This is a genomic window from Burkholderia sp. Bp9016 (assembly GCF_003857765.1).
In the GTDB taxonomy this organism is placed as follows: Bacteria; Pseudomonadota; Gammaproteobacteria; order Burkholderiales; family Burkholderiaceae; genus Burkholderia.
The window spans coordinates 161,563-184,785 of the sequence record NZ_QTPY01000010.1 but is presented as its reverse complement, the minus strand read 5'-3'; the positions used below and the strand labels follow the sequence as shown (position 1 = coordinate 184,785).

17 protein-coding genes are annotated in these 23,223 nt (G+C 67.7%); 4 read left to right on the top strand and 13 right to left on the bottom strand.

The annotated features are described in order from the left end of the window. Window positions 1-321: 321 nt before the first annotated feature. Genes cydP through cydX form a run of 4 tightly spaced genes read left to right on the top strand, consistent with a single transcriptional unit; the run spans window position 322 to window position 3,515 of the window. On the top strand, window positions 322-600 hold the full coding sequence (gene cydP, locus DIE13_RS14740) for a cytochrome oxidase putative small subunit CydP (RefSeq protein ID WP_098550538.1): 279 nt from the start codon (window positions 322-324) through the stop codon (window positions 598-600). Next, window positions 590-2,170: a cytochrome ubiquinol oxidase subunit I gene (locus DIE13_RS14735; protein ID WP_124827876.1), complete on the top strand. Its 1,581-nt coding sequence runs from the start codon at window positions 590-592 to the stop codon at window positions 2,168-2,170. The genes cydP and DIE13_RS14735 overlap by 11 nt, the downstream gene beginning before the upstream one ends. Before the next feature lie 31 nt (window positions 2,171-2,201). Continuing rightward, the gene (gene cydB, locus DIE13_RS14730) at window positions 2,202-3,338 is read left to right on the top strand and encodes a cytochrome d ubiquinol oxidase subunit II (protein WP_124827875.1); all 1,137 of its coding nucleotides are present in this window, start codon (window positions 2,202-2,204) and stop codon (window positions 3,336-3,338) included. 54 nt (window positions 3,339-3,392) lie between these two features. Next, a complete protein-coding gene (gene cydX / locus DIE13_RS14725) occupies window positions 3,393-3,515 on the top strand; it encodes a cytochrome bd-I oxidase subunit CydX (RefSeq protein WP_014895987.1) in 123 nt (40 codons plus the stop codon). A gap of 189 nt (window positions 3,516-3,704) precedes the next feature. On the opposite strand, the gene nagE is transcribed toward cydX, so the two are convergent. The 13 genes from nagE to DIE13_RS14655 form a co-directional block, all read right to left on the bottom strand. After that, window positions 3,705-5,468 carry an N-acetylglucosamine-specific PTS transporter subunit IIBC gene (gene nagE / locus DIE13_RS14720; protein ID WP_124827874.1) on the bottom strand — a complete coding sequence of 588 codons (1,764 nt, stop codon included), beginning with the start codon at window positions 5,466-5,468 and terminating at the stop codon, window positions 3,705-3,707. 87 nt (window positions 5,469-5,555) lie between these two features. Then, on the bottom strand, window positions 5,556-8,138 hold the full coding sequence (ptsP, locus tag DIE13_RS14715; protein WP_124827873.1) for a phosphoenolpyruvate--protein phosphotransferase: 2,583 nt from the start codon (window positions 8,136-8,138) through the stop codon (window positions 5,556-5,558). 15 nt (window positions 8,139-8,153) lie between these two features. Next, on the bottom strand, window positions 8,154-9,161 hold the full coding sequence (locus DIE13_RS14710; protein ID WP_124827914.1) for an SIS domain-containing protein: 1,008 nt from the start codon (window positions 9,159-9,161) through the stop codon (window positions 8,154-8,156). After that, the gene (gene nagA, locus DIE13_RS14705) at window positions 9,154-10,257 is read right to left on the bottom strand and encodes an N-acetylglucosamine-6-phosphate deacetylase (protein WP_124827872.1); all 1,104 of its coding nucleotides are present in this window, start codon (window positions 10,255-10,257) and stop codon (window positions 9,154-9,156) included. Before nagA ends, DIE13_RS14710 begins: the two co-directional genes overlap by 8 nt. 96 nt (window positions 10,258-10,353) lie before the next feature. Continuing rightward, window positions 10,354-11,088 (bottom strand): GntR family transcriptional regulator, encoded by a 735-nt coding sequence (locus DIE13_RS14700; protein ID WP_124827871.1) that lies wholly within the window; start codon window positions 11,086-11,088, stop codon window positions 10,354-10,356. A 318-nt stretch (window positions 11,089-11,406) separates the two neighbouring features. Further along, window positions 11,407-14,625 carry an error-prone DNA polymerase gene (locus DIE13_RS14695; RefSeq protein ID WP_124827870.1) on the bottom strand — a complete coding sequence of 1,073 codons (3,219 nt, stop codon included), beginning with the start codon at window positions 14,623-14,625 and terminating at the stop codon, window positions 11,407-11,409. 6 nt (window positions 14,626-14,631) lie between these two features. Beyond that, the gene (locus tag DIE13_RS14690) at window positions 14,632-16,119 is read right to left on the bottom strand and encodes a DNA polymerase Y family protein (protein WP_124827869.1); all 1,488 of its coding nucleotides are present in this window, start codon (window positions 16,117-16,119) and stop codon (window positions 14,632-14,634) included. Continuing rightward, the gene (gene imuA, locus DIE13_RS14685) at window positions 16,052-16,759 is read right to left on the bottom strand and encodes a translesion DNA synthesis-associated protein ImuA (RefSeq protein WP_124827868.1); all 708 of its coding nucleotides are present in this window, start codon (window positions 16,757-16,759) and stop codon (window positions 16,052-16,054) included. Before imuA ends, DIE13_RS14690 begins: the two co-directional genes overlap by 68 nt. 279 nt (window positions 16,760-17,038) lie before the next feature. Next, window positions 17,039-17,833, bottom strand: a complete 795-nt coding sequence (locus tag DIE13_RS14680) for an ABC transporter ATP-binding protein (protein WP_096507389.1) — start codon at window positions 17,831-17,833, stop codon at window positions 17,039-17,041. Between the two features lies 1 nt (window position 17,834). Further along, on the bottom strand, window positions 17,835-18,731 hold the full coding sequence (locus tag DIE13_RS14675; RefSeq protein WP_124827867.1) for an ABC transporter permease: 897 nt from the start codon (window positions 18,729-18,731) through the stop codon (window positions 17,835-17,837). 136 nt (window positions 18,732-18,867) lie between these two features. Next, window positions 18,868-19,833, bottom strand: a complete 966-nt coding sequence (locus tag DIE13_RS14670) for an ABC transporter substrate-binding protein (RefSeq protein ID WP_124827866.1) — start codon at window positions 19,831-19,833, stop codon at window positions 18,868-18,870. A 512-nt stretch (window positions 19,834-20,345) separates the two neighbouring features. Beyond that, window positions 20,346-21,161, bottom strand: a complete 816-nt coding sequence (locus DIE13_RS14660) for a MetQ/NlpA family ABC transporter substrate-binding protein (RefSeq protein ID WP_124827864.1) — start codon at window positions 21,159-21,161, stop codon at window positions 20,346-20,348. A 278-nt stretch (window positions 21,162-21,439) separates the two neighbouring features. Then, entirely contained in the window at window positions 21,440-23,080 is a 1,641-nt protein-coding gene (locus tag DIE13_RS14655; protein ID WP_124827863.1) for a methyl-accepting chemotaxis protein, read from the bottom strand. Window positions 23,081-23,223: the final 143 nt, after the last annotated feature.

Here is a 23,223-nt window from a genome sequence, read left to right as displayed (position 1 = left end):
AGAGCGCTTCCCCCCCAAACCGCTGCCCCTCCGGCAGCGGTTTTTTTTCGCCTGTTTGCCCGCCAGTCGCGTCACCTATTAATCGACCTTATTGATCGGGTATTGGGCGGCTTGCGCCCCCTTCCGCATAACCTTGATCTAACTCAAGTTTTTACCCTCAATTCGCGACGGTCTGCCGCAGCGCAGCACTCGGCATCGGAAAGCCGGCATTTTAAAATTGGCATGTCGGCATAAAAGGATTAATAACAGAGCTTCACTGCCGTCATAAATCCGACGTAAAGTCGCCCCAAAACCGACGTAAATCGATTCAGGATTATCGCCTTGATCTCGATCAATAAAGAGCCTGCGCCGCCTCCCCCGCCGGCCGCCGGTGCGATCGGCTGGCGCGCCCGCATCGCCGCGTGGGCCCGCGGACCCACGCTCGTGCGCGACATCACGCTGGTGCTGATCGTCAAGCTGATCCTCCTGATGTCGCTCAAATACGCATTCTTCAATCATCCGCAGGCCGAGCACATGTCGCTGCCGCCTGCTGTCGTCGCCGAAAGACTGCTTTCGGTGCCGGCGCCCGCCTCTACCGAGGGAGACCACCATGATAAGTAGCGAAGTCGTCGATCTGTCGCGTCTGCAGTTCGGCATCACGGCGCTCTACCACTTCCTGTTCGTGCCGCTGACGCTCGGCCTGTCCTGGCTGCTCGTCATCATGGAAGCCGTCTACGTGATGACCGGCAAGCAGGTCTACAAGGACATGACCCAGTTCTGGGGCAAGCTGTTCGGAATCAACTTCGCGATGGGCGTGACGACCGGCATCACGCTCGAATTCCAGTTCGGCACGAACTGGTCGTACTACTCGCACTACGTCGGCGACATCTTCGGCGTGCCGCTCGCGGTCGAAGGCCTGATGGCGTTCTTCCTCGAATCGACGTTCGTCGGCCTGTTCTTCTTCGGCTGGAACCGCCTGTCGAAGGTCAAGCACCTGATCGTCACGTTCCTCGTCGCGCTGGGCTCGAACCTGTCCGCGCTGTGGATCCTCGTCGCGAACGGCTGGATGAACAATCCGGTCGGCGCCGAGTTCAACTATCAGACGATGCGCATGGAGCTGACGAACCTGTTCGACGTGCTGTTCAACCCGGTCGCACAGGTGAAATTCGTGCACACGGTGTCGGCCGGCTACGTGACGGCCGCGATGTTCGTGCTCGGCATCTCGTCGTGGTACCTGCTGAAAAAGCGCGACACCGATTTCGCGCTGCGCTCGTTCGCGGTCGCGGCCGGCTTCGGCCTCGCGTCGACGCTCTGCGTGATCGTGCTCGGCGACGAGTCGGGCTACACGACCGGCGAAGTGCAGAAGATGAAGCTCGCCGCGATCGAGTCCGAATGGGAAACGCAGCCGGCACCCGCCTCGTTCACACTGATCGGCCTTCCGAACCAGGAAGAACAGCGTACCGACTACGCGATCAAGATTCCGTACGCGCTCGGCCTGATCGCGACGCGCTCGATCGACGAACCCGTGGTCGGCCTGCGCGAACTCGCGAAGCACAGCGAGGAGCACATCCAGAGCGGGATGGTCGCGTACGGCGCGCTGCAGAAGATGAAGGAAGGCGACACGAGCGCTGTCACGCGCGAACTGTTCGATCAGCACAAGCAGTATCTCGGCTACGGGCTGATGCTCAAGCAGTTCACGCCGAACGTGGTCGATGCGACGCCCGAGCAGATCAAGGCCGCCGCGAGGAAGACGATCCCGCCGGTCGCGCCCGTATTCTTCTCGTTCCGGATCATGGTGTTCCTCGGTTTCCTGTTCCTCGCGACCTTCGTCGCCGCGTTCTGGTTCTGCGCGCGCCGCCAACTGCTGCAGGACAACCGCCGCTGGTTCCTGCGCTATGCGGTGTGGGCGATTCCTCTGCCGTGGCTCGCTGCGGAATTCGGCTGGGTCGTCGCCGAGCTCGGCCGCCAGCCCTGGACGATCGCGGGCATCCTGCCGACGCATCTGTCCGCGTCGAGCCTGACGCCCACGGACCTGTACCTGAGCCTCGCCGGTTTCATCGCGTTCTACACGGTGCTGTTCGTCATCGAAATCAAGCTGATGTTCAAGTACGCACGCCTCGGCCCTTCGTCGCTGCACACCGGCCGCTATCACCACGAACTCGCCGCTGCCGGCGAGCGCGCCGCGGTTTGAGCACGCCCCTGCAACGGAACAAGGAATCGCTATGGACTATGCAACTCTCAAGCTGATCTGGTGGCTGCTCGTCGGCGTGCTGCTGATCGGCTTCGCCGTCACCGACGGCTTCGACATGGGCGCGACCGCGCTGCTGCCGTTCCTCGGCAAGACCGACGACGAGCGCCGCATCATCGTCAACACCGTCGGCGCGACGTGGGAAGGCAACCAGGTGTGGCTGATCACGGCCGGCGGCGCGATGTTCGCCGCGTGGCCGCTCGTCTACGCCGCGTCGTTCTCCGGCTTCTACTTCGCGATGCTGCTCGTGCTGTTCGCGCTGTTCTTCCGGCCGGTCGGCTTCGACTATCGCAGCAAGCGCCCTGATCCGCGCTGGCGCGCCGGCTGGGACTGGGGCCTGTTCGTCGGCGGCTTCGTGCCGGCGCTGGTGTTCGGCGTCGCGTTCGGCAACCTGCTGCAGGGCGTGCCGTTCCAGTTCGACAGCGACCTGCGCGTGACCTATTACGGCAGCTTCTGGGCGCTGCTGAATCCGTTCGCGCTGCTCTGCGGGCTCGTCAGCCTCACGATGCTCGTCGCGCACGGCGCCGCGTTCATCAAGATGAAGACCGACGGCGTGATCGCCCGCCGCGCGTCGATCGCGCTGCGCGTGTTCTCGCTCCTCGCGGTCGTGCTGTTCGTGCTGGCCGGCGTGCTGGTCGCATCGACGATCGGCGGCTTCCACATCACGCACGCGGCGCCGAACGATACGGTCGCGAACCCGCTGCTGAAGGACGTCGCCGCCGGCGCGGGGCTGTGGCTCGCGAACTACGGCGAATATCCGTGGATGATCGCGGCGCCGGTGGTCGGCATCGCCGGCGGCCTGCTCGCGCTGCTGCTTGCCGGCTCGAAGCAGGAAAAGACGGCGTTCTTCTGCACCGGCCTGATGATCGCCGGCGTGATCCTGACCGCGGGCTTCTCGATGTTCCCGTTCATCATGCCGTCGTCGCTCGATCCGCGCAGCAGCCTGACCGTGTGGGATTCGACGTCGAGTCAGAAGACGCTGCAGGTGATGCTGTTCGCGGTGATCGTGTTCCTGCCGATCATCCTGATCTACACGAGCTGGGTCTACCGCGTGATGCGCGGCAAGGTCACGCGCCAGACGCTCGAAGAGAACACGCACTCGATGTATTGAACCCGGCCGGGGCGCGCAAGCGCCCCGCCGTCCCGTTTCGCAAGGAGTCGGATCATGTGGTATTTCAGCTGGATTCTCGGTATCGGCGTCGCGCTGTCGTTCGGCATCGTCAACGCGATGTGGCTCGAAGCGCGGCAGAAGTCGCCGGAAGCGCCGGTGCGCGCCCGGCGCGACTGATCGATGTGCGGGGCGGCTCGCTCCGCTCCGCTGCCGCCCGCCGGAACGAACCTCCTTCGCGCGAGTTTTTTCGTCCGGGCACCGCACCAAAGAAAAACGGCTTGCGATGCGATTCGCAAGCCGTTTCGTTTTGTCGACCAGCCCGATTCCGCAGCGCGGGTCAGGCCGGCGTCATCGTCGTGGTTCGCATCAGGCCGGTTGCGCGACCGCGCCGCCGCCCGTCGACGGCAGACGCGCGCCGAGCTGTTCGGCATAGCGCGCGGCCGCGTTGCCGCACACGATGTGGAACGTATCCGTCGACACCCATGCGACGTCGAGCTCGCCGAGGCGATCCCGATCGACCGCCGACGCATCGCGCACGACGACACGCAGGCGCGTGGTCGCGATCGCGTCGAGCGATGCGACGTTGGTCGCTCCGCCGAACACGGCGAGCCAGCGCACCGGATCGGGATCGAGCGGACCGGCCGCCGCGCCCGTGACCGGCTGCGCGGCGGCGGCCGTGGCGGTCGCCGCTGCGCCGGTCGCGCCGCTGCCGATGGCCGAGCGCATTTCGTCGGCAATGATGTCGGCTTCGGGCCCGATGATCACCTGCACGCTGTTGCCGCCGCGCTTGAGCACGCCGCGCGCGCCGATCGACTTCAGTTGCGGCTCCGACACCTTCTCAGGATCGACGACGGTCAACCGCAGACGCGTCGTGCATGCGTCGACGACCGTCAGGTTGCCCGCCCCGCCGAGCGCGGCGATGTAGCGCTGCGCGCGCGGCGCTGCCGCGGCAGCACCGGCCGCCGGTGCGACGACACCACCCGTCGCATACGACTCGGTCGCCGCATCGGCCGACGCCGGCTCGCGGCCCGGCGTCGCCATGTTGAACTTGCGGATGAAGAAGCGGAACAGCCCGTAGTACGCGACGCCATACGCGATGCCGAGCGGAATCGCGATCCAGCCCTTCGTCGACAGCCCGTAGTTCAGCACGTAGTCGATCGCGCCGGCCGAGAACGTGAAGCCGAGCTTCACGTCGAGGATCTGGCAGATCGCGAGCGACAGCCCCGTGAGCACCGCGTGGATCACGTACAGCACCGGCGCGAGGAACATGAAGCTGAATTCGATCGGCTCGGTCACGCCGGTCAGGAACGACGTGAGCGCCATCGAGAACAGCAGGCCGCCGACCATCGCGCGGCGCTCCTTCGGCGCTTCGTGCAGCATCGCGAGACACGCGGCCGGCAGGCCGAACATCATGATCGGGAAGAAGCCCGCCATGAAGGTGCCCGCGGTCGGATCGCCCGCGAAGAAGCGGTGCAGGTCGCCGTGCACGATCTCGCCGCCGCCGGGCGGCGTGAAGTTGCCGAACACGAACCAGGCGAGCGAGTTGATGATGTGGTGCAGGCCCGTGACGAGCAGCAGGCGGTTCAGGAAGCCGAACACGAACGCACCGATCGCGCCCGCCGTCGTCAGCCACTGACCGGCCGCGTCGATCGCATGCTGGATCGGTTGCCACACGTATCCGAACACGATGCCCAGTATCACGCACACCAGGCCCGTGATGATCGGCACGAACCGCTTGCCGCCGAAGAACGCGAGGTAGTCGGGCAGCTTGATGTCCTTGTAGCGGTTGTACAGCAAGCCCGCGACCACGCCCGCGATGATCCCGGACAACACGCCCATGTTCAGCTTGGGATCGATATCCTTCATGATCGCGGTTTCGATCAGGTAGCCGATCGCGCCCGCGAGTGCCGCCACGCCGTTATTGTCCTTCGCGAAACCGACCGCCACGCCGATCGCGAACAGGAGCGGCAGGTTGTCGAAGATCGCGCCGCCGGCGTCGGCGATCATCTTGATGTTGAACACATCCGGCTGCCCGAGTCGCAGCAGGATGCCGGCGACCGGCAACACCGCGATCGGTAGCATCAGGGCCCGGCCCAGACCCTGTATTTTCAGAAACGGATTCCCGTCCATTCAGTCCTCCAATCCATGTCTCGTCATTAATCGTCGTTGACCTAATTGCTTTCGTAGTGAAACGGGTCGCGCGCCCGCCGTCGACGTTCAGTCGAGCGGCCAGACTTCGCGGCTTGCTGCCCTTACCGCCTGTGCCGAGTCGAGTGCGAGCAGATCCTGCGCACGCTGGCGACACAGCTGGTAATCGAGACGGCGCACGCGCGCCTTGATGCCCGGCACCGATACCGGGTCGACCGACAGTTCGGTCACGCCGAGCCCGATGAGGATCGGCACCGCGAGCGGATCGCCGCCCAGCGCGCCGCACACGCCGACCCACTTGCCGTGCTTTTCCGCGCCGCGCACCGCGATGTCGATCAGGCGCAGCACGGCCGGATGCAGACCGTCGGACTGCGCGGCGAGATCGGCCTGGCAGCGGTCCATCGCGAGCGTGTACTGCGTGAGGTCGTTGGTGCCGATCGACAGGAAATCCGCGTGCTGCGCGAGCTGGTCGGCCAGCAGCGCAGCCGACGGCACCTCGATCATCACGCCGACCTCGATCCGCTCGGTGCGGCCCTGCGCCTGCGCGAATTCGTCGATGCGCTTCCTGAGCCGCACGAGCTCGCCCGCGTCCGTCACCATCGGCAGCAGGATGCGCACCGCGCCGAACGGCTTCACCGCGAGCAGGCCCTGCAGCTGATCGTCGAGCAGGTCCGGGCGCACCTGCGCGAGGCGGATGCCGCGCAGGCCGAGCGCCGGGTTCGGTTCGGGCGGCAGCGTCAGGTAATCGACCTCCTTGTCGGCGCCGACGTCGAGCGTGCGGATGATCGCGGTGCGGCCCTGCAGCGCGTCGACGATCGACTGGTAGCTCTGCTGGTGTTCGACGACGGTGGGCGCCGCCTGGCGATGGATGAACATCAGCTCGGTGCGCAGCAGGCCGACCGCGTCCGCGCCGTTGTCGACCGCGGTGTTCGCGTCGTCGAGCGTCGCGATGTTCGCGGCGATCTCGATCGCGCGGCCGTCGGTGGTCGCCGCGGCCGCGCCGGCCATCCGCCGGTTCGCTTCGCGCACGCCGTCCAGACGCTGGCGTTCGTGCCGGGCGCGCTCGACGTCGAGCGCGGTCGGCGCGTGTTCGAGACGGCCCGCGCTCGCATCGACGACGACCTGCGTGCCGTCCGGAATCGCGTACAACGCATCGCCGACCGCGACGAGCGCGGGGATGCCGAGCTGACGCGCGATGATCGCCGCATGCGAGGTCGCACCGCCGCGCGCCATCACGAGCGCGGTCACGCGCTGGCGATCGAGCGACGACAGGTCGGACGGCGTGAATTCCTCGGCGGCGAGCACGGCTTCGTCGGGCAGCGTGCGCGTCGCACCGCTCGTATGGCCGAGTGCGCGCAGCACGCGCTTTTCGATGTCGCGCAGGTCGGCCGCGCGCTCGGCGAGCAGCGTGTCGTCGAGCTTCGACAGCGTGTCGATCTGCGCGCGGATGGTCGCGCGCCATGCGAAGCCCGCGCTCTTGCCGAGGCTGATCTGGTCGCGCGCCGCGTCGACGAGCGTCGGGTCTTCGAGCAATACGCGATGCACCGCGAAGATCCCCGCCTCGCCGACCGCGCCGCGCGCGGACGCGTTGCGCACCGTTTCGTCGAGCTCGGCGTCGACCGCCTTCAGCGCCTGGTCGAGGTGGCGGCTTTCAGCAGCAGGCGTGCCGGCCGCCTGTTCGGGCGGCACGATGTCGGCATCGTCGAGACGCACCAGCGTGCCGACCGCTATGCCGGGCGCCGCGCATACGCCCGCGAGCGTGTTCGGGTCGAGGGGCGCGCCGGTGTTGCGCACGATAGCCTGCGGCGCGGGCGAGCGCAGCCGGGCCGGCTTCTCCTCGGCCTCGCCGTGCGCTTCGCGCAGCAGTTCGTTCGCGATCGCATCGACCGCCTGTTGCGCGTGCGCACCGCGACCGACGAGCTCGACGGTCGCACGTTCGCCGGCGCCGAGACCGAGCAGGCCGACCACGCTTTCGATCGACGCCTTGCGACCGTCGAAATGCACTTCGACGTGCGCGTCGAGCCCGCGCGCGGCTTCGCGCGCCCGCGCGGCCGGCCGCGCATGCAGGCCGCCCGGCTGCGTCAGCACGATCTCGCGGCGCACTTCGTTCATCGCCGCCGCACCGACCTGCGCCGCCTGTGCAGCGGCTGCGCCCTTGCTGCGCAGCGTGAGCAGCGGCGTCTTGCCGGCCGTCGCGAAACCGCACGCGCGCTCGACGACGTCGAACGCGTCGGAGTTCGCGACCGCGATCACCGACACCAGCGAATGCGCGCTGCGCGCGACCGCGTCCTGGTCGAACTCGATCAGCAGGTCGCCCGCGTCGACACGCGCGCCGGCTTCGACGTGCGCCGTGAAGCCCTGCCCGTTCAGCTCGACCGTGTCGATGCCGATGTGCAGCAGCACTTCCGCGCCTTGCGGCGTCGTGATCGTCACGGCGTGGCCGGTGCGCGCGAGATGCGACACGACGCCGGCGCACGGCGCGACGAGCTTGCCCGCGAGCGGATCGATGCCGATGCCGTCGCCGAACATCCCGCCGGAGAACACCGGATCGGGCACGTCGGCCAGCGCAACGATCGGCCCCGTCAGCGGGGCAAGCAGAACGATCTGATCATGGGTGGAACTCTTCAACTGGGACTCCTCGGCGCGTCTCATCGGCTGTCTCGGCTATCAGTGCGTTTCGGTGACTTTGTTCAGGTGGCGCGGCGTGTCGGGATTGCGGCCGCGCGCGACGGCGAGATCCGCCGCCATTACGTAGAACGAAAGAATGGCGGCGATCGGGTCGAGCGCCGAATGGGCGGACTGCGCGAGCGGCAAGGTCGCGCCTGGCGTGCCGGCGGGCGCCGCGAGCAACACGGCCGCGCCGCGTGCGCGCATGTCCTGCGCGAGCTGCAGCAGCCCTGCCTGCTCGGGCCCCGGAGGTGCGAACACGAGCAGCGGATAGTCGCGGTCGATCAGCTCCATCGGGCCATGACGGACTTCGGCGCTCGAGAACGCCTCGGCCTGGATGCCCGAGGTTTCCTTCAGCTTAAGCGCGGCTTCCTGCGCGATCGCAAGGCCGAGGCCGCGGCCGATCACGATCATCCGTTCGATACCCGCGAGCGCGGCGACGGCCGGCGACCAGTCGAGCTGGCCGGCTTGCGCGAGCACGTCGGGCAGGCCGCGCAGTGCGGTCATCAGCGCGGCGTCGCGCTGCCAGTACGCGACGATCTGCGCGGACGCCGACAGCATCGCGATATAGCTCTTGGTCGCGGCGACCGACAGTTCGGGACCGGCCAGCAACGGCAACGAGTGCTCGCACGCATCGGCGAGCGGCGACGGCAACACGTTCACGGCGGCGACGGTACGCGCGCCGGCTTCGCGCAGCGCAGCCATCGTGTTGACGAGATCGGGGCTCTTGCCCGACTGGGAGAACGCGATCGCGAGCTGGTCCTGCACCTTCAGCGGCGCCTGCTGCAGCGTCGCGACCGACATCGGCAGCGACGCGACGGGCACGCCGAGGCGGCTCATCGTCAGGCTCGCGAAATAACTGGCGGCGTGATCCGAGCTGCCGCGCGCGACCGTCAGCGCGACGGCCGGCGGGTGATCGAGCAGTTGGCCGGCGAGCGCTTCGACGCGCGTGGTGTCGGCGAGTTGCGCGGCGACAACCTGGGCGGACTCGCGCGCTTCCTTAAGCATATTCGACAATCGATTCTCCTTCGACGTAGGTCGCGGTGAGGTTCAGGTCGCGATCGAACACCGCGAGGTCGGCCCATGCGCCGCGCTCGAGGCGGCCGCGATCGGCGATGCCGAGGTAGTCGGCCGCATAGCGCGACATCCGGTTCGACACGTCGGCGATCGGCAGGCCGATCGACACGAGGTTGCGCAGCGCCTGGTCCATCGTCAGCGTGCTGCCGGCGAGCGTGCCGTCGGCGAGCCGCACGCCGCCGAGGCACTTGGTCACGTGCTGGCTGCCGAGCCGGTATTCGCCGTCGGGCATGCCGGTGGCGGACGTGCTGTCGGTCACGACGTACAGGCGCGGGATCGCGCGCAGCGCCGCACGAATCGCGCCGGGGTGCACGTGCAGCAGATCGGGGATGATTTCCGCGTACTCGGCATGCGCGAGCGCGGCACCGACGAGGCCCGGGTTGCGGTGATGCAGCGGCGACATCGCGTTGAACAGGTGCGTGAAGCCGCACGCGCCGTGCTTGAGCGCGGCGACGGCGTCGTCGTAGGTCGCGAGCGAGTGGCCGAGCTGCACGCGCACGCCGCGCGCGGCCATCTCGCCGATGATCTCGATGTGTCCGGCGATTTCCGGTGCGAGCGTGACGACGCGGATCGGCGCGATCGACAGGTACTTCAACACTTCGTCGAGCACGGCCGACACGGCCGCGTCGGGCTGCGCGCCGAGCTTGCCGGGATTGATGTACGGCCCTTCGAGGTGCACGCCGAGCACGCGCGCGCCGCCCGGCGTACGGGTGCGCGCGACGGTGCCGAGGTTCGCGACGACTTCCATCAGTTCGTCGCGCGGCGCGGTCATCGTCGTCGCGAGCAGGCTCGTCGTGCCGAACTGCGCGTGCGTGCGCGCGATCGTCTCGATCGCGTCGCCGCCTTCCATCACGTCGGCGCCGCCGCCGCCGTGCACGTGCAGGTCGATGAAGCCGGGCAGGATGTACGGCGCGTCGTTCTTCGCCGGGTCGGCGGGCGCGCCGTCAAGCGTGGTGATGCGGCCGTTCTCGCTATCGATCGAACCGTGAATCCAGCCGTCGGGGGTAAGGATATTTCCAGTCAGCATGACGTTTCTCTTGATGATCTGGTGACGCGGACATCCGCGTCGCGATTTGCAAATCCGTTGCGTTTCTTGCGCGTGGCGCGCGGGCAGTCTCGCGCGTCAGCGTTTCAGTTCGGCGACGAAGTCGTAGTAATCGTCGCGGCAATACGTTTCGGTCACTTCGATCGCGCGCTGGTCGGCGCCATAGCCGATGCGCGTGATCACCAGCAGGGCCGAGCCCGGCTTCACCGCCATCCACTTCGCGATCTCGTGCGTCGCATTGGCCGCGCGAAAGTGCTGCAGCGCGCGCACGACGGTCATCCCGCGCGCTTCGAGGTATTCGTACAGCGACGCGCCGAGCGCCTGCGGATCCGGCACCACCGCGGCCGGCAGCGTCGAATGCTCGACGGCCATCACGATGCCGTCCGCGCGACGCAGCCGTTCGAGCCGCGCAACCGTCGCGCCGGGCGCGAGACCGAGCCGCGTGATCTCGTCGCGGCGCGCGGCGCGCAGCTTGCGCGACAGCCACACCGAATCGGGCCTGAAGCCGCGCTGCTGCATCTTCGCGGTGAAGCCGACGAGACGCGACAGCGGATCGGCGACACGCGGCGTGATGAAGCTGCCCGCACCGCGCGCCCGCTTGATCAGCCCCTGTTCGACCAGCAGCGCGAGCGCACGGCGCGCCGTGATCCGCGACACGCCGACCGACACCGACAGCAACCGCTCCGACGCCAGCGCCTCTCCGGCTCGCCACGCGCCAGCGTGAATCGCGCTCGCCAGATTGCGGGCGAGCTGCAGATACAGCGGCGTGTCGTTGACGGGATCGGGCGCCAGTTCGGACCAGCCGGTTTCCATGTGCCTCCAGGTGTCGGACGATGATCTCGGACCGTCGAAAGTGAACGCATTATATAACCACAATAATACCAGTCAACAAACTGGTATTAGCCGTGCCAAAATCGCCGAAAGCCTTGCCCGGCAAGCGTTTTAGTAGCGGTAAAGCCTTTGTTTACAACATGATGCGGGATAGGGATTTACCCGAATTGGTATGCAAGGGGACAGTTCAGACACCGGACTCGACTGTTTGACCGGGCTTAAAACGATACCGGAATAGAACCAGTTCGGCCTACTGGTATGCATGAATCGCGGCAACCGCACGCGTGCCGGCACGTTGCGTCAATGGAACTCGCGGCTCGACGTGCGCAGGCCGCCGAGCAACGGCGTCAGATCCTCGAAATGCTGCGCGACGAGGTGCCTCACGTCGCTGACGACCTGCCACACGCCCGACGCCGCGAGCAGCCGCGAATCGAGTGTTTCGCGACGCTGCCGCGCGAGCAGCTCGGGCCGCACGATCACGTTCACGCAGCCCGTTTCGTCCTCGAGCGTCATGAACATCACGCCCTTCGCGGTGCCCGGCATCTGTCGTGCGATCACGATCCCGCACGCGCGCGCGAGCCGGCCGTCGGGACGATCGCGCAGCTCGGCCGCGGACAACAGCCGCTGCGCGCGCAGCGCGGGCCGAAGCAGCGCGACCGGGTGGCGGTTCAGCGTGAGACCGGTGGTGTCGTAGTCGGCGAGGATGTCGTCGGCTTCCGACGGCGCGCCAAGCGCGGGTTTCTCCGCTTCGTCGATCGGCGCGGCGGCGAGCAGGTCGCGTTCGGGCGCCGCGGCGACGGCTTGCCACAGCGCATCGCGGCGATGGCCGGCAAGCGTCGCGAGCGCGTTCGCGGCGGCGAGCGCTTCGAGATCGCGCCGTTCGAGCCGCGCGCGACGCGCGAGCGTATCGACGTTCCCGAACGGGCCGTCTGCGCGCGCGGCCTCGATGCGCCGCGCGGCAGCTTCGCCGAGGCCGCGCACGAGCGACAGGCCGAGCCGCACCGCCGGCTGGCCGCGCGGTGGCGGCTGGCCCGGCAGCGCTTCGAGCGACGCTTCCCAGCCGCTTCGCGTGACGTCGATCGGCAGCACCTTCACACGGTGACGCTTCGCGTCCTGCACGAGTTGCGACGGCGGGTAGAACCCCATCGGCTGGCTGTTCAGCAGCGCGGCGAGGAAGATCGCCGGTTCGTGGCATTTGAGCCAACTGCTCGCGTACGCGAGCTTCGCGAAGCTGGCCGCGTGGCTCTCAGGGAAACCGTATTCGCCAAAGCCCTTGATCTGCTCGAAGATCTGCTCGGCGAATTCGCGCGTGTAGTTGCGCTCGAGCATCCCGTCGACGATCTTGTCGTAATACTTCTCGAGGTTGCCCTTGCGTTTCCACGCGGCCATCGCCCGGCGCAATTCGTCGGCCTCGCCGGGCGTGAAGCCCGCCGCGACGATCGCGATCTGCATCACCTGCTCCTGGAAGATCGGCACGCCGAGCGTGCGTTCGAGCACGGCCTTGAGCGCGTCGCTCGGGTACGTGACCTCGCCCGCTTCTTCGCCGGCGACGATCCTGCGCCGCTTCAGATACGGATGCACCGCGCCGCCCTGGATCGGGCCGGGCCGCACGATCGACACCTGGACGACGAGATCGTAGTAGTTGCGCGGCCTCAGCCGCGGCAGCATCGACATCTGCGCGCGCGATTCGATCTGGAACACGCCGACCGTATCGGCGCGGCAGATCATGTCGTAGGTTGCTTCGTCATCCTGCGGAATGTGCTTCAGCGTAAACGGCTTGCCGTCCGGCGACGGCGGCCCGCGCCACGCGGTGCGCATGTCGAACGCGCGATGCAGCGCCGACAGCATGCCGAGCGCGAGCACGTCGACCTTCATCAGCCCGAGCGCTTCGAGATCGTCCTTGTCCCACTGGATCACGCGCCGCCCGTCCATCGCCGCGTTCTCGACCGGCACGAGCCGCGTGAGCTTGCCGCGGCTGATCACGAAACCGCCCGAGTGCTGCGACAGGTGACGCGGGAAGTTGAGCAGCCGCCCCGCCAGTTCGGCCCATGTCTGAATGATCGGCGTCGCCGGATCGAGTCCGGTCGACGCGAATTGCTGCAGCAGGTCGCGACTGCCGTCGAACCAGCGATGCCCCTTCGCGACGCGGTCGACCAGCATCGGATCGACGCCGAGCGCCTTGCCGGTTTCGCGCAGCACGCCGCGCGGACGATACGTCGACACGGCCGCCGCGAGTGCGGCGCGGTCCTGGCCGTATTTCCGGTAGATATGCTGAATCACTTCTTCCCGGCGCTGGTGCTCGAAGTCGACGTCGATATCGGGCGGCTCGCCGCGTTCCGCGCTGATGAAACGCTCGAACAGCATCGTGCTTTGATCCGGATTCACCTCGGTGATGCCGAGGCAGTAGCAGACGACCGAGTTCGCGGCCGAGCCGCGGCCCTGGCACAGGATGTTCTGGCTGCGCGCGTATTTGACGATGTCGTAGACGGTCAGGAAGAACGGCTCGTATTCCAGTTTCTCGATCAGGGCAAGCTCATACCGAATCTGTTTTGCCACTTTTGCCGGCACACCATTCCAATAGCGTCGAGCTACGCCAGCCCATGTCTCCTGCCTCAAGTAACTGGTTGGCGTATGTCCGCGCGGCACAAGTTCGAGTGGATATTCATACTTCAACTCGCCGAGTTCGAAATCGCACGCATCGAGAATCGCACATGTCTCCGCGATCTCGCCCGCCGAATACAACTGTCCGATGCGCTGTCGCCAACGCAAGTGCTGCTCCGCATTCGGCGCGAGCACGTAGCCGCACTCCGAAACCGGCATCCCGACCCGGATCGCCGTCATCACGTCCTGCAGTGCCTTGCACGAGCGCCGGTGCATCGTCACGTCGCCGAGCGCGACGATCCGCACGCCACGCCGCTCGCCGGCCGCGCGGATCTCGTCGCGCTGCACGCCGTCCAGCGCACGCTGCAGCTGCACGAGCCCGAGCCGCGCACGTTCGCCGAACGTCGTGCGAAACCACGCGACCTGCGCATCGAGTACGTCGGCGCGCACCGGATACGCGGGTACGAGGATCGCAAAGCAGTCGGGCATGCCGCGCAGATGGGCAAACTCCGCGGGCGGTGCCGACAGCATCCGCGACGTGAGCGTGTAGGTGCCCTTCGGTGCGGCCATCCGCCGCCACGAGATCAGCTCGGACAGGTTGCCGTAGCCTTCGCGGTTCAGCGCGAGCAGCACGAGTCCGAACGCGCCGGGGCCCGGATCGTGGCCCGGTGCGACTTCATCCGGCGTGACTTCGAAATACGAACCGATGACGAGCGGGAGCCCTTTCGCCTTCGCCGCGACATGCATGCGCGGCGCGCCCGCGAGCGAGCATTCGTCGGTGATCGCGATCCCGCGATAGCCTAGCTCGGCCGCGCGCTCGACCAGTTCCTCCGCATGCGACGCGCCATGCAGAAACGAAAAGTTCGAGCGGCAGAACAACTCCGCGTAATCGGGCAGCCAACTGAATTCCGTAACCATCGCCGCTCACCCGAACAGGCCGTGCAGGAACCAGCGCGGCACGGCCTGGCTGCTCGAACGCTCCAGGAACACCCAGTAGCACGCCCCCTCTTCGTCCTGCGCGACGTGGTAATCGCGTGCGACCAACTGCCCGTCGAACCACCCGGCTTCGATCCGCTCGGCCGACGACATCATCCTGAGCGGCGTATGAAATACCGGCCGCTCGCCGCGCATCAACAACGGCAGCGGCTCGGCCAGCAGCCAAGCGGGACGCGGCGGCGCGGCGGGCGCCCCGCCAGCCGGCTTGCCCGCTTGCGCATCGAGCGGCAGCCAGCGGTTCGCGGCCTCGGGGCGGTAATCGGCGACGGGCGCCGCGCGCAGTACGTTGTCCGCGCCAAGCCGCGCGACAAGCAGTTCGAACAATCGTGCTCGCGTCTCTTTCGTGCCGCCCGGTTCCGGAAAGAGATCGTCGGCCGGCGGCGCGACCGATTCGACGCGCGTGGCCTTCAGCCGAACCGCGATCACCGCGGCCGGCAGTTCGACGCGCGCGAGCCGCTCGCCGAGCAGCCGCATGAAATGCGCCTCGTCGCGCACGGGCGCGGCGAACGCGAGTTCGAGCGGCGTCGGCGGCACGGCCTGGCGGCCGCGCTCGTGCTCGAGATCGAACGTCATCGCGGCCAGCGACAACTGTCGCGCGGCCAGCCACCCGCACAACTGCACGACGAGCCGCCGTGCGGCGAACAGCACGGCTTCCGCGTATTCGACGCGCTCCGGCAATTCGAGCCGCACGTCGAACACCGGCGGCACCGCCATCCACGCAAGCGGTTCGACCGCATCGCCGTATGCGCGATCGAGCGCGGCCAGCAGCGCGGGGCCGCAACGACGCTGCAGCCCCGCGCGCGGCAGGCGACGCAGATCGGCAAGCGTGCGGCAACCGAGGCCGTCGAGCCAGCCCGCATACGGGCGCGCCTCGGGCAACAGCACGCACGGCAAGCGATCGAGCGCACGAACGAGCGAGGCCGGCGCGGCCACGCGACGCCGGATGCGGGCGCGCGCCGACGTGCGTGCGAGCAGCCACGCGCCGCGCCCGGTCGGCGCGGCGGACAAGCGCGCCGCATAACCGAGCGCAGCGAGCGTCGCGCGCACCTGGCGGCACAGCGACGGCAGGCCGCCGAACAGGCGCAGGCTCGGGCCGACGTCGACGATCAGCGTGGCTTCGTCGTCGAGCGCGACGCACGGCGAGAAACGCAGCAACGCGAGCGCGACCGCGCGCAGCGCATCGGTCTCGCGCGCGGGATCGCGTTCGACGAGCCGCGTATCGGGCGCAAGCGTCAGCACGCCGCCGCGCTTCATGCCCGCACGCACGCCCTGCCCGCGCGCCGGCGCGTCGGCAATCAGCACGACGCCCTGCTGGAGCACCGCACAGCCGGCATCGCCGGCCGCAGCGTCAGACGGCGGCGGGGCGCACACGTCGAGCGGCAGGCGCGGCAGATGGATGCCGAGCAAGACGCGCATAGCGGCTCTCCACGATGGGCGACGGCAAATCGAGCGTAAGCGGCTCGCTGCGCGCGGGCCCGCGACGCTTGACGATGTCGAGCGATACGCCGCCCGGCACCGGATACAGCGCGACGCGCAGCACGGCCGGCGACGGCTGGCGTGCTGCCGACAGCGGGCGCAGCATCACGAACAGCATGTCGCCGGTGCGCGCGGCCGCGAGATGCAGGCGCCGCAACGCATCGGGGCGCGCGTCCTGCCAGAGCAGCAGCGCACCGCAGCAGCCCGTCCTGAGCGCCTGCTCGGCGGCCCACAACGCATCGGCGCGGTTGCCGGTGCGCAGCCACAGCAGCGCGTCGGACGGCACGCCTAGACTGGCGAGCGCGGTCGCATGCGGCGACTGCGGCGGCGCGACGAGCGCCAGCGGACGCCGCGCGCTAACAGTGCGCGCGAGTGCCGGCGCGAGCAGCCGCATCTCGCCGCTGCCCGGCTGCGCTGCCAGCAGTTCGACGAGCCCGCCGACCGGCCAGCCGCCGCCCGGCAGCTCGGCCGACAACGGCGCAAAGCCCGTGTCGATCGTGCGCTGACCGCCGCGCGCGAGCTGCGAGCCGCGCCACAACGACGGATGAAGGGATTCGGGAGAAATGGAGGATGCGAGCATGACGCCACCCACAACTGTATGGATATACAGTATATGGCAATGCGCCCGCGTCGCACAGTACTGGTATGAAACCAGTATTTCGTCAGATGAACCGCGGAAGAAAAGCCGGCGTGCCTGTCATCTCAAGGCGAACCGGCCCGGGCGTGGCCGGCTCGCACCGGCCGAACGCCCCCCACCCCGGCCCGGGCGACGCCGGCGAAACCGGATCGCGCCGGCGGTCCGGCAAGCAAACCGGCACGATGCCCGCACCGCACACCGCGCCGATCCGCCTGTCGCGCGTCAGCCGAGCAGCAGCGCATCGTCGTCGAGCTGCTCGTGGCGCACCTTCTCGAACATCTGCAGCAGGTCCGGCACGTCGAGCCCCTTGCGCTGGTCGCCCGACACGTCGAGCACGACCTGCCCCTGGTGCAGCATCACCGTGCGGTCGCCGTAGTCGAGCGCCTGCCGCATGCTGTGCGTGACCATCATCGTCGTCAGCTTGCTCTCGGCGACGATGCGCGCGGTCAGCTCCAGCACGAACGCGGCCGTCTTCGGATCGAGCGCGGCCGTGTGCTCGTCGAGCAGCAGGATCCGCGACGGACGCAGCGATGCCATCAGCAGACTCACCGCCTGCCGCTGCCCGCCCGACAGCAGCCCGATCCGGTCGGTCAGCCGGTTTTCCAGCCCGAGGTTCAGCAGACGCAGCTTGTCGCGGAACAGCTCGCGCGACGGCCGGTCGAGCGCCGCACGAAAACCGCGCCGCGCACCACGCGCCATCGCGAGCGCCATGTTCTCCTCGATCGTCAGCGCCTCGCAAGTGCCGGCCATCGGGTCCTGGAACACGCGTGCGACGAGGTGCGCGCGGTCCCACGCGGGCTGGCGCGTGACGTCCGTGCCGTCGATCGCGATGCGCCCCGAATCGACTCGCTGGTCGCCGCTGACCGCATTGAGGAAGGTCGACTTGCCGGCGCCATTCGAGCCGATCACCGCGACGAACTGGCCGTCGGGAATCTCGAGCGACAGCCCGCGCAGCGCGCGCGTCTCGATCGGCGTGCCGGGGTTGAACGTGAGTTTCAGGTCTTGTGCGGACAGCATGTCATGCCCCTCCGTTCTTGCGCGCGAACAGCTTCTTGCGCGTCGCCGGCAACACCAGCGCGATCGTGACGAGCGCGGCCGTCACGAGGTTCAGGTCCTGCGCCTTCAGGCCGATGAATTCGCTGTTCAGCGCCAGCGCGATGAAGAAGCGGTAGACGATCGCGCCGAGCACGACGGCGAGCGTCGTCAGCACGAGCCGGCGTGCCGGCAGCAGCGTCTCGCCGATGATCACGGCGGCCAGCCCGATCACGATCGTGCCGATCCCCATCGAGATGTCGGCGCCGCCCTGCGTCTGCGCGAAGAGCGCACCGGCGAGCGCGACGAGCGCGTTCGACAGTGCCATCCCGGCAAGCGTCGCGCGGCCCGTCGCGATGCCTTGCGCACGCGCCATCCGCGGGTTCGCGCCGGTCGCGCGCATCGCGAGGCCGAGTTGCGACGAGAAGAACCAGTCGAGGCCGAGTTTCGCGGCCACCACGACGATCGCGAGCAGCGCCGGGCGCAGCACGTAGTCGGGCATCCAGTCGGGTTGCAGCACGGTGAAGATCGTCGGCTCGGTGATGAGCGGCACGTTCGGCCGGCCCATGATCCGCAGGTTCACCGAGTAGAGCGCGATCATCATCAGGATACTGGCGAGCAGATCCATGATCTTCAGGCGCACGTTGAGCCAGCCGGTGACGAAGCCGGCCAGCGCGCCCGCGACGATTGCGATCACCGTCGACGTGAACGGATCGTAGCCGGCGGAGATCAGCGTCGCGGCGACGGCGCCGCCGAGCGGAAAGCTGCCGTCGACGGTCAGGTCGGGGAAATTGAGGATGCGAAACGAGATCAGCACCCCGAGGGCGACGAGACTGAAGATCAGGCCGATCTCCAGGGCGCCCAGAAACGAGAACAGAGACATGATGGGGAAATCCTGTTGCTTCCCGGCCGGACGTGTACGACCGGGCGAAGCGGACGGGCGGCTCCGGGTGGGAGCCGCCCGTCCGGCGATGTTGTCCAGGCCCGGATCGGGCCCGCAAGCGCGGCGGTCGGGCCGCTTACTTGATGACCGTTTTCGCTTCCTTCACGAGATCCGGCGACAGCGTCACGCCCTGCTTCGCGGCCGCGCCCGTGTTCACGAACAGCTCGAGGTTGTTGCTCGTCTCCGACGCGATCGCGCCCGGCTTCTCGCCCTTCAGGATGCGCGCGACGATCTTGCCGGTCTGGCGGCCGAGGTCGCCGTAGTTGATGCCGAGCGCCGCGATGCCGCCGCGCTTCACGCTGTCGGTATCGCCGGCGACGAGCGGGATCTTCGCTTCGTTCGCGACCTTCACGAGCGCTTCGTACGCGGACACGACGTTGTTGTCGGTGTTCGTGTAGATCACGTCGACCTTGCCGATCAGGCTCTTCGCGGCCGGGCCGATGTCGACGGTGCGCGGCGCGGCCGCTTCCTTCAGCGTCATGCCCTGCTTCGCGAGGATCTCCTTGAGCTCCTTCACGACCACGACCGAGTTCGCCTCGCCCGGGTTGTAGACCATGCCGACCGTCTTCGCCTTCGGCACGACGCGCTTGATCAGCGCGACCTGGCGGTCGAGCGGCAGCTTGTCGGACACGCCCGTCACGTTGGTGCCCGACGGGCCCCAGCCCTTCACGAGCTGCGCGGCGACCGGATCGGTCACGCCGGAATAGACGACCGGCACGCTCTTGGTCGCCGCGACGACAGCCTGCGCGGCCGGTGTCGCGATCGCGACGATCACGTCGGGCTGGTCACCGACGAACTTGCGCGCGATCTGCGCGGCCGTGCCCGTGTTGCCCTGCGCGCTCTGGTATTCCCACTTGAGCTTGTCGTCGCCGTAGCCTTGCGCCTTCAGTTCGGCGCGCACGCCGTCGCGGATCGCATCGAGTGCCGGATGGTCGACGATCGACAGCACCTTGACCGTCTGCGCGTGCGCAGCGCCGGCGAGTGCGAGTGCGGCCACGCCGGCCGTGATCGAACGGATCGCGAAAGTCTTGAAACGCTTCATGGGTGAGTCTCCCCCGTATTTGTGTCGGTTCTGGATGATGGATTCCCGCCGCCGTCATGCGGGTGCCGGCGCGCGCAACGCGGCGGCACTGGCCCCGCTCGGCCCCCGGGAAGGCGCGCGGCGACGAACGCATGAGAATACCATTTCCGCAGACCACATCCTGACTCCATGCTTTCGCTCGACAGGCCGACGCGCGCCTGCGCCGCGCCGCGTCGAAACGCGCGAGAAGCCCGGCCGACGGCGGTTTGCGCCAGGGTCGGCGCAACGCGTCAGTCGCCGCCGGGTCCTTACGTTATCCTGTCGATCGACCCAGTTCACTCCACCAGAGGGCAGATGAAACCGGGGATCCGTGCAGCGGCATTCGCGCCGACCAACTGCAATGCGCCATACGGCGATTGCATGCACGACGCGTTGCGCGAGAGCCGCATGCGCAACAGCAACGGAACGCCGCCCGTCGCCCATAAAAAAAGGCCTGCACACGTGCAGGCCTTCGTTCGGTCAACCGATCACGCTCAGAACGACGCAACCATCGAACCCTTGAACTGCTTCTTGATGAATTCCTTCACTTCCGGCGACTGGTACGCCTTGACCAGCTTCTTCACCCACGGCTGATCCTTGTCCTTCGCGCGCACGGCGATCAGGTTCGCATACGGGCTCGTCAGCGATTCCAGCGCGATCGCGTCCTTGGTCGGCTGCAGGTTTGCGGCGATCGCGTAGTTCGTGTTGATCACGGCTGCGTCGACGTCCGACAGCACGCGCGGCAGTTGCGCGGCGTCGAGTTCGGAGATCTTCAGCTTCTTCGGGTTATCGGCGATGTCGAGCACCGTCGCGTTATTGCCGCCCGTGCCCGCACCGGCCTTCAGCTTGATCACGCCTTGCGTCTGCAGCAGCAGCAGTGCGCGGTTCTCGTTCGAGGGATCGTTCGGCACCGCGAGCTTCGCGCCTTGCGGCAGATCCTTCAGCGACTTGAACTTCTTCGAGTACACGCCCATCGGCGAGATGTAGGTCAGGCCCGCGCTGACGATCTTGTAGCCGCGCTGCTTCACCTGGCTGTCGAGGTAGGGCTGGTGCTGGAAGCTGTTCGCGTCGAGGTCGCCCGCGTCGAGCGCCGCGTTCGGCTGCACGTAGTCGTTGAACTCGATGACCTTCACGTTCAGGCCTTCCTTCTCCTTCGCGACCTTCTGCACGACTTGCCACACTTCCGAATCCGGACCGGCAACCGTACCGACCTTGATCACCTTGTCTTCGGCGTGCGCGCCAGCCGACAGCGTCAGTGCGGCACCGGTGGCCAGCACGGAAAATACCTTCAGGAGACTGCGACGCTTCATCTGTTTCTCGCTTTCTTGCTAACTGAAAATAGGGGCGCGATACGGGTATGCCCCGACTCGCAGGAAGGGGCAAATGGTGTCACAGGATGAGCCGGAAGTGAAATACATCCCGCTCATATAGGTATGCACCGCGACGGTGCTGGCAAGGGTGGCTCGAATCGTCCGTTAGTTGCGTTTCATGAGGCGGAGGGATGGCCTTCCCCTCCGAACTGCCGGCCGGGCACGATGCTCCTTGTCGTCGTGCCCGCCTTCGTCGATAGCCGCGCGGGCTGCGGTCGTTACGCGGCGACCGCTTCTTCTGCGGGCTGCACGCCGAACACCGGTTCGCCCGTCCGCCCACCGGCGCGATGCGACGCGCCACCCCCGTTGCCACCACCGACCCGGAAGGCGCCGACCGCGTCGCGCAGCCGCCCGGCCTGCTCCTGCAGCAACGCGGCAGCGGCGGCGGCCTCCTCGACGAGCGCTGCGTTCTGCTGCGTGACCTGGTCCATCTGCGTGACCGCGCGCCCGACCTGCGTGATGCCGCTCGCCTGCTCTTCCGACGCCGCCGCGATCTCGCCCATGATGTCGGTCACGCGCGCGACCGCCTGCAGGATCTCGCCCATCGTCGTGCCGGCCTGGCCGACCAGCATCGAGCCGTTGCGCACGCGCTCGACCGAGTCGACGATCAGCTCGCGGATCTCCTTCGCGGCCGTCGCGCTGCGCTGCGCGAGCGAGCGCACCTCGCCCGCGACCACCGCGAACCCGCGCCCTTGCTCGCCGGCGCGCGCGGCCTCGACCGCCGCATTCAGCGCGAGAATGTTGGTCTGGAACGCAATGCCCTCGATCACGCCGATGATGTCGGCAATCTTGCGCGAGCTGTCGTCGATCTCGCCCATCGTGCCGATCACGCGGCTCACGACGTCGTTGCCGGCACGCGCGATCTCCGATGCGTTGTTCGCGAGCCCGCTTGCCTGCCGCGCGTTGTCGGCGTTTTGCTTCACCGTCGCGGTCAGTTGCTCCATGCTCGCCGCCGTTTCTTCCAGCGACGCGGCCTGCTCCTCGGTACGCTGCGACAGGTCGTCGTTGCCGGACGCGATCTCGCGGCTCGCCGATGCAATCGATTCAGCCGACTGGCGGACCCCGCCGATCGCCGCCTGCAAGCGAGCCTGCATGTCGCGCATCGCCGCCATCATGCTCGTGCTGTCGCCGTCGCGCACGGGCACCGGCCGGCTCAGGTCGCCCTGCGCGATACGGATGGCCAGCGCGGCGGCTTCGTCCGGCTCGCCGCCGAGGCTGCCGCGCACGTTGCGGATGATCACGAGCATCGCCGCGCTGATCACGAAACCGATCACGAACACGACCGCGAGGTGACCGAACAACGTCCGGTAGCAGGCGGTATCGATATCCTTCAGGAATACGCCGCTCGAGATGTTCCAGTCCCACGGGGCGAAGCGCGCGACGTAGCTGATTTTCGGCACGGCCGTCTCGCTGTGCGGCAGCCGTCCGCGATACTCGGCGAAGCCGCTGCCGGTCGCCTTCGCGGCATTCAGGATGGTGACGAACAGCGGCTTGCCGTCCGGATCGAGATAATCGCCGACCTGCGTGCCGACGAGCTTCGGCAACGTCGGGTGCATCAGCACGACGGGTTTCGAGTCCATCACGAACACGTAGCCCGAATCGCCGTAGCGCATCGCGGCCAGGCTCGCGAGCGCATCGCGCTTCGCGTCGGCTTCGGGCAGCGTGCCGTTCTGCGCGAGCGCGTGATACGCGCGTACGATGCCGGCCGCCGAGTCGACGAGGTTCGCGATGCCTGCCTTGCGTTCGGCGAGCATCGTCGCGCGTGTCTCGTACGCGCTCCATGCGCCGACGCCGAGAAGGCCGATCCATACCAGCGCAAGCGCGAGCCACAGCTTGCGGTTCAAACTCATTCTGCTCATCTGCATGCCTCTAGTCGATGTCGATGCCCGGCATGCGCGCGCGATGGTCTCGACCGCGCGCAAACGGTTGCTTCCATATTTACGGCAGCGATGCTTACAACTTGAATACACGCGCCCGGCGTGCGAAGCACGGCACGACACGG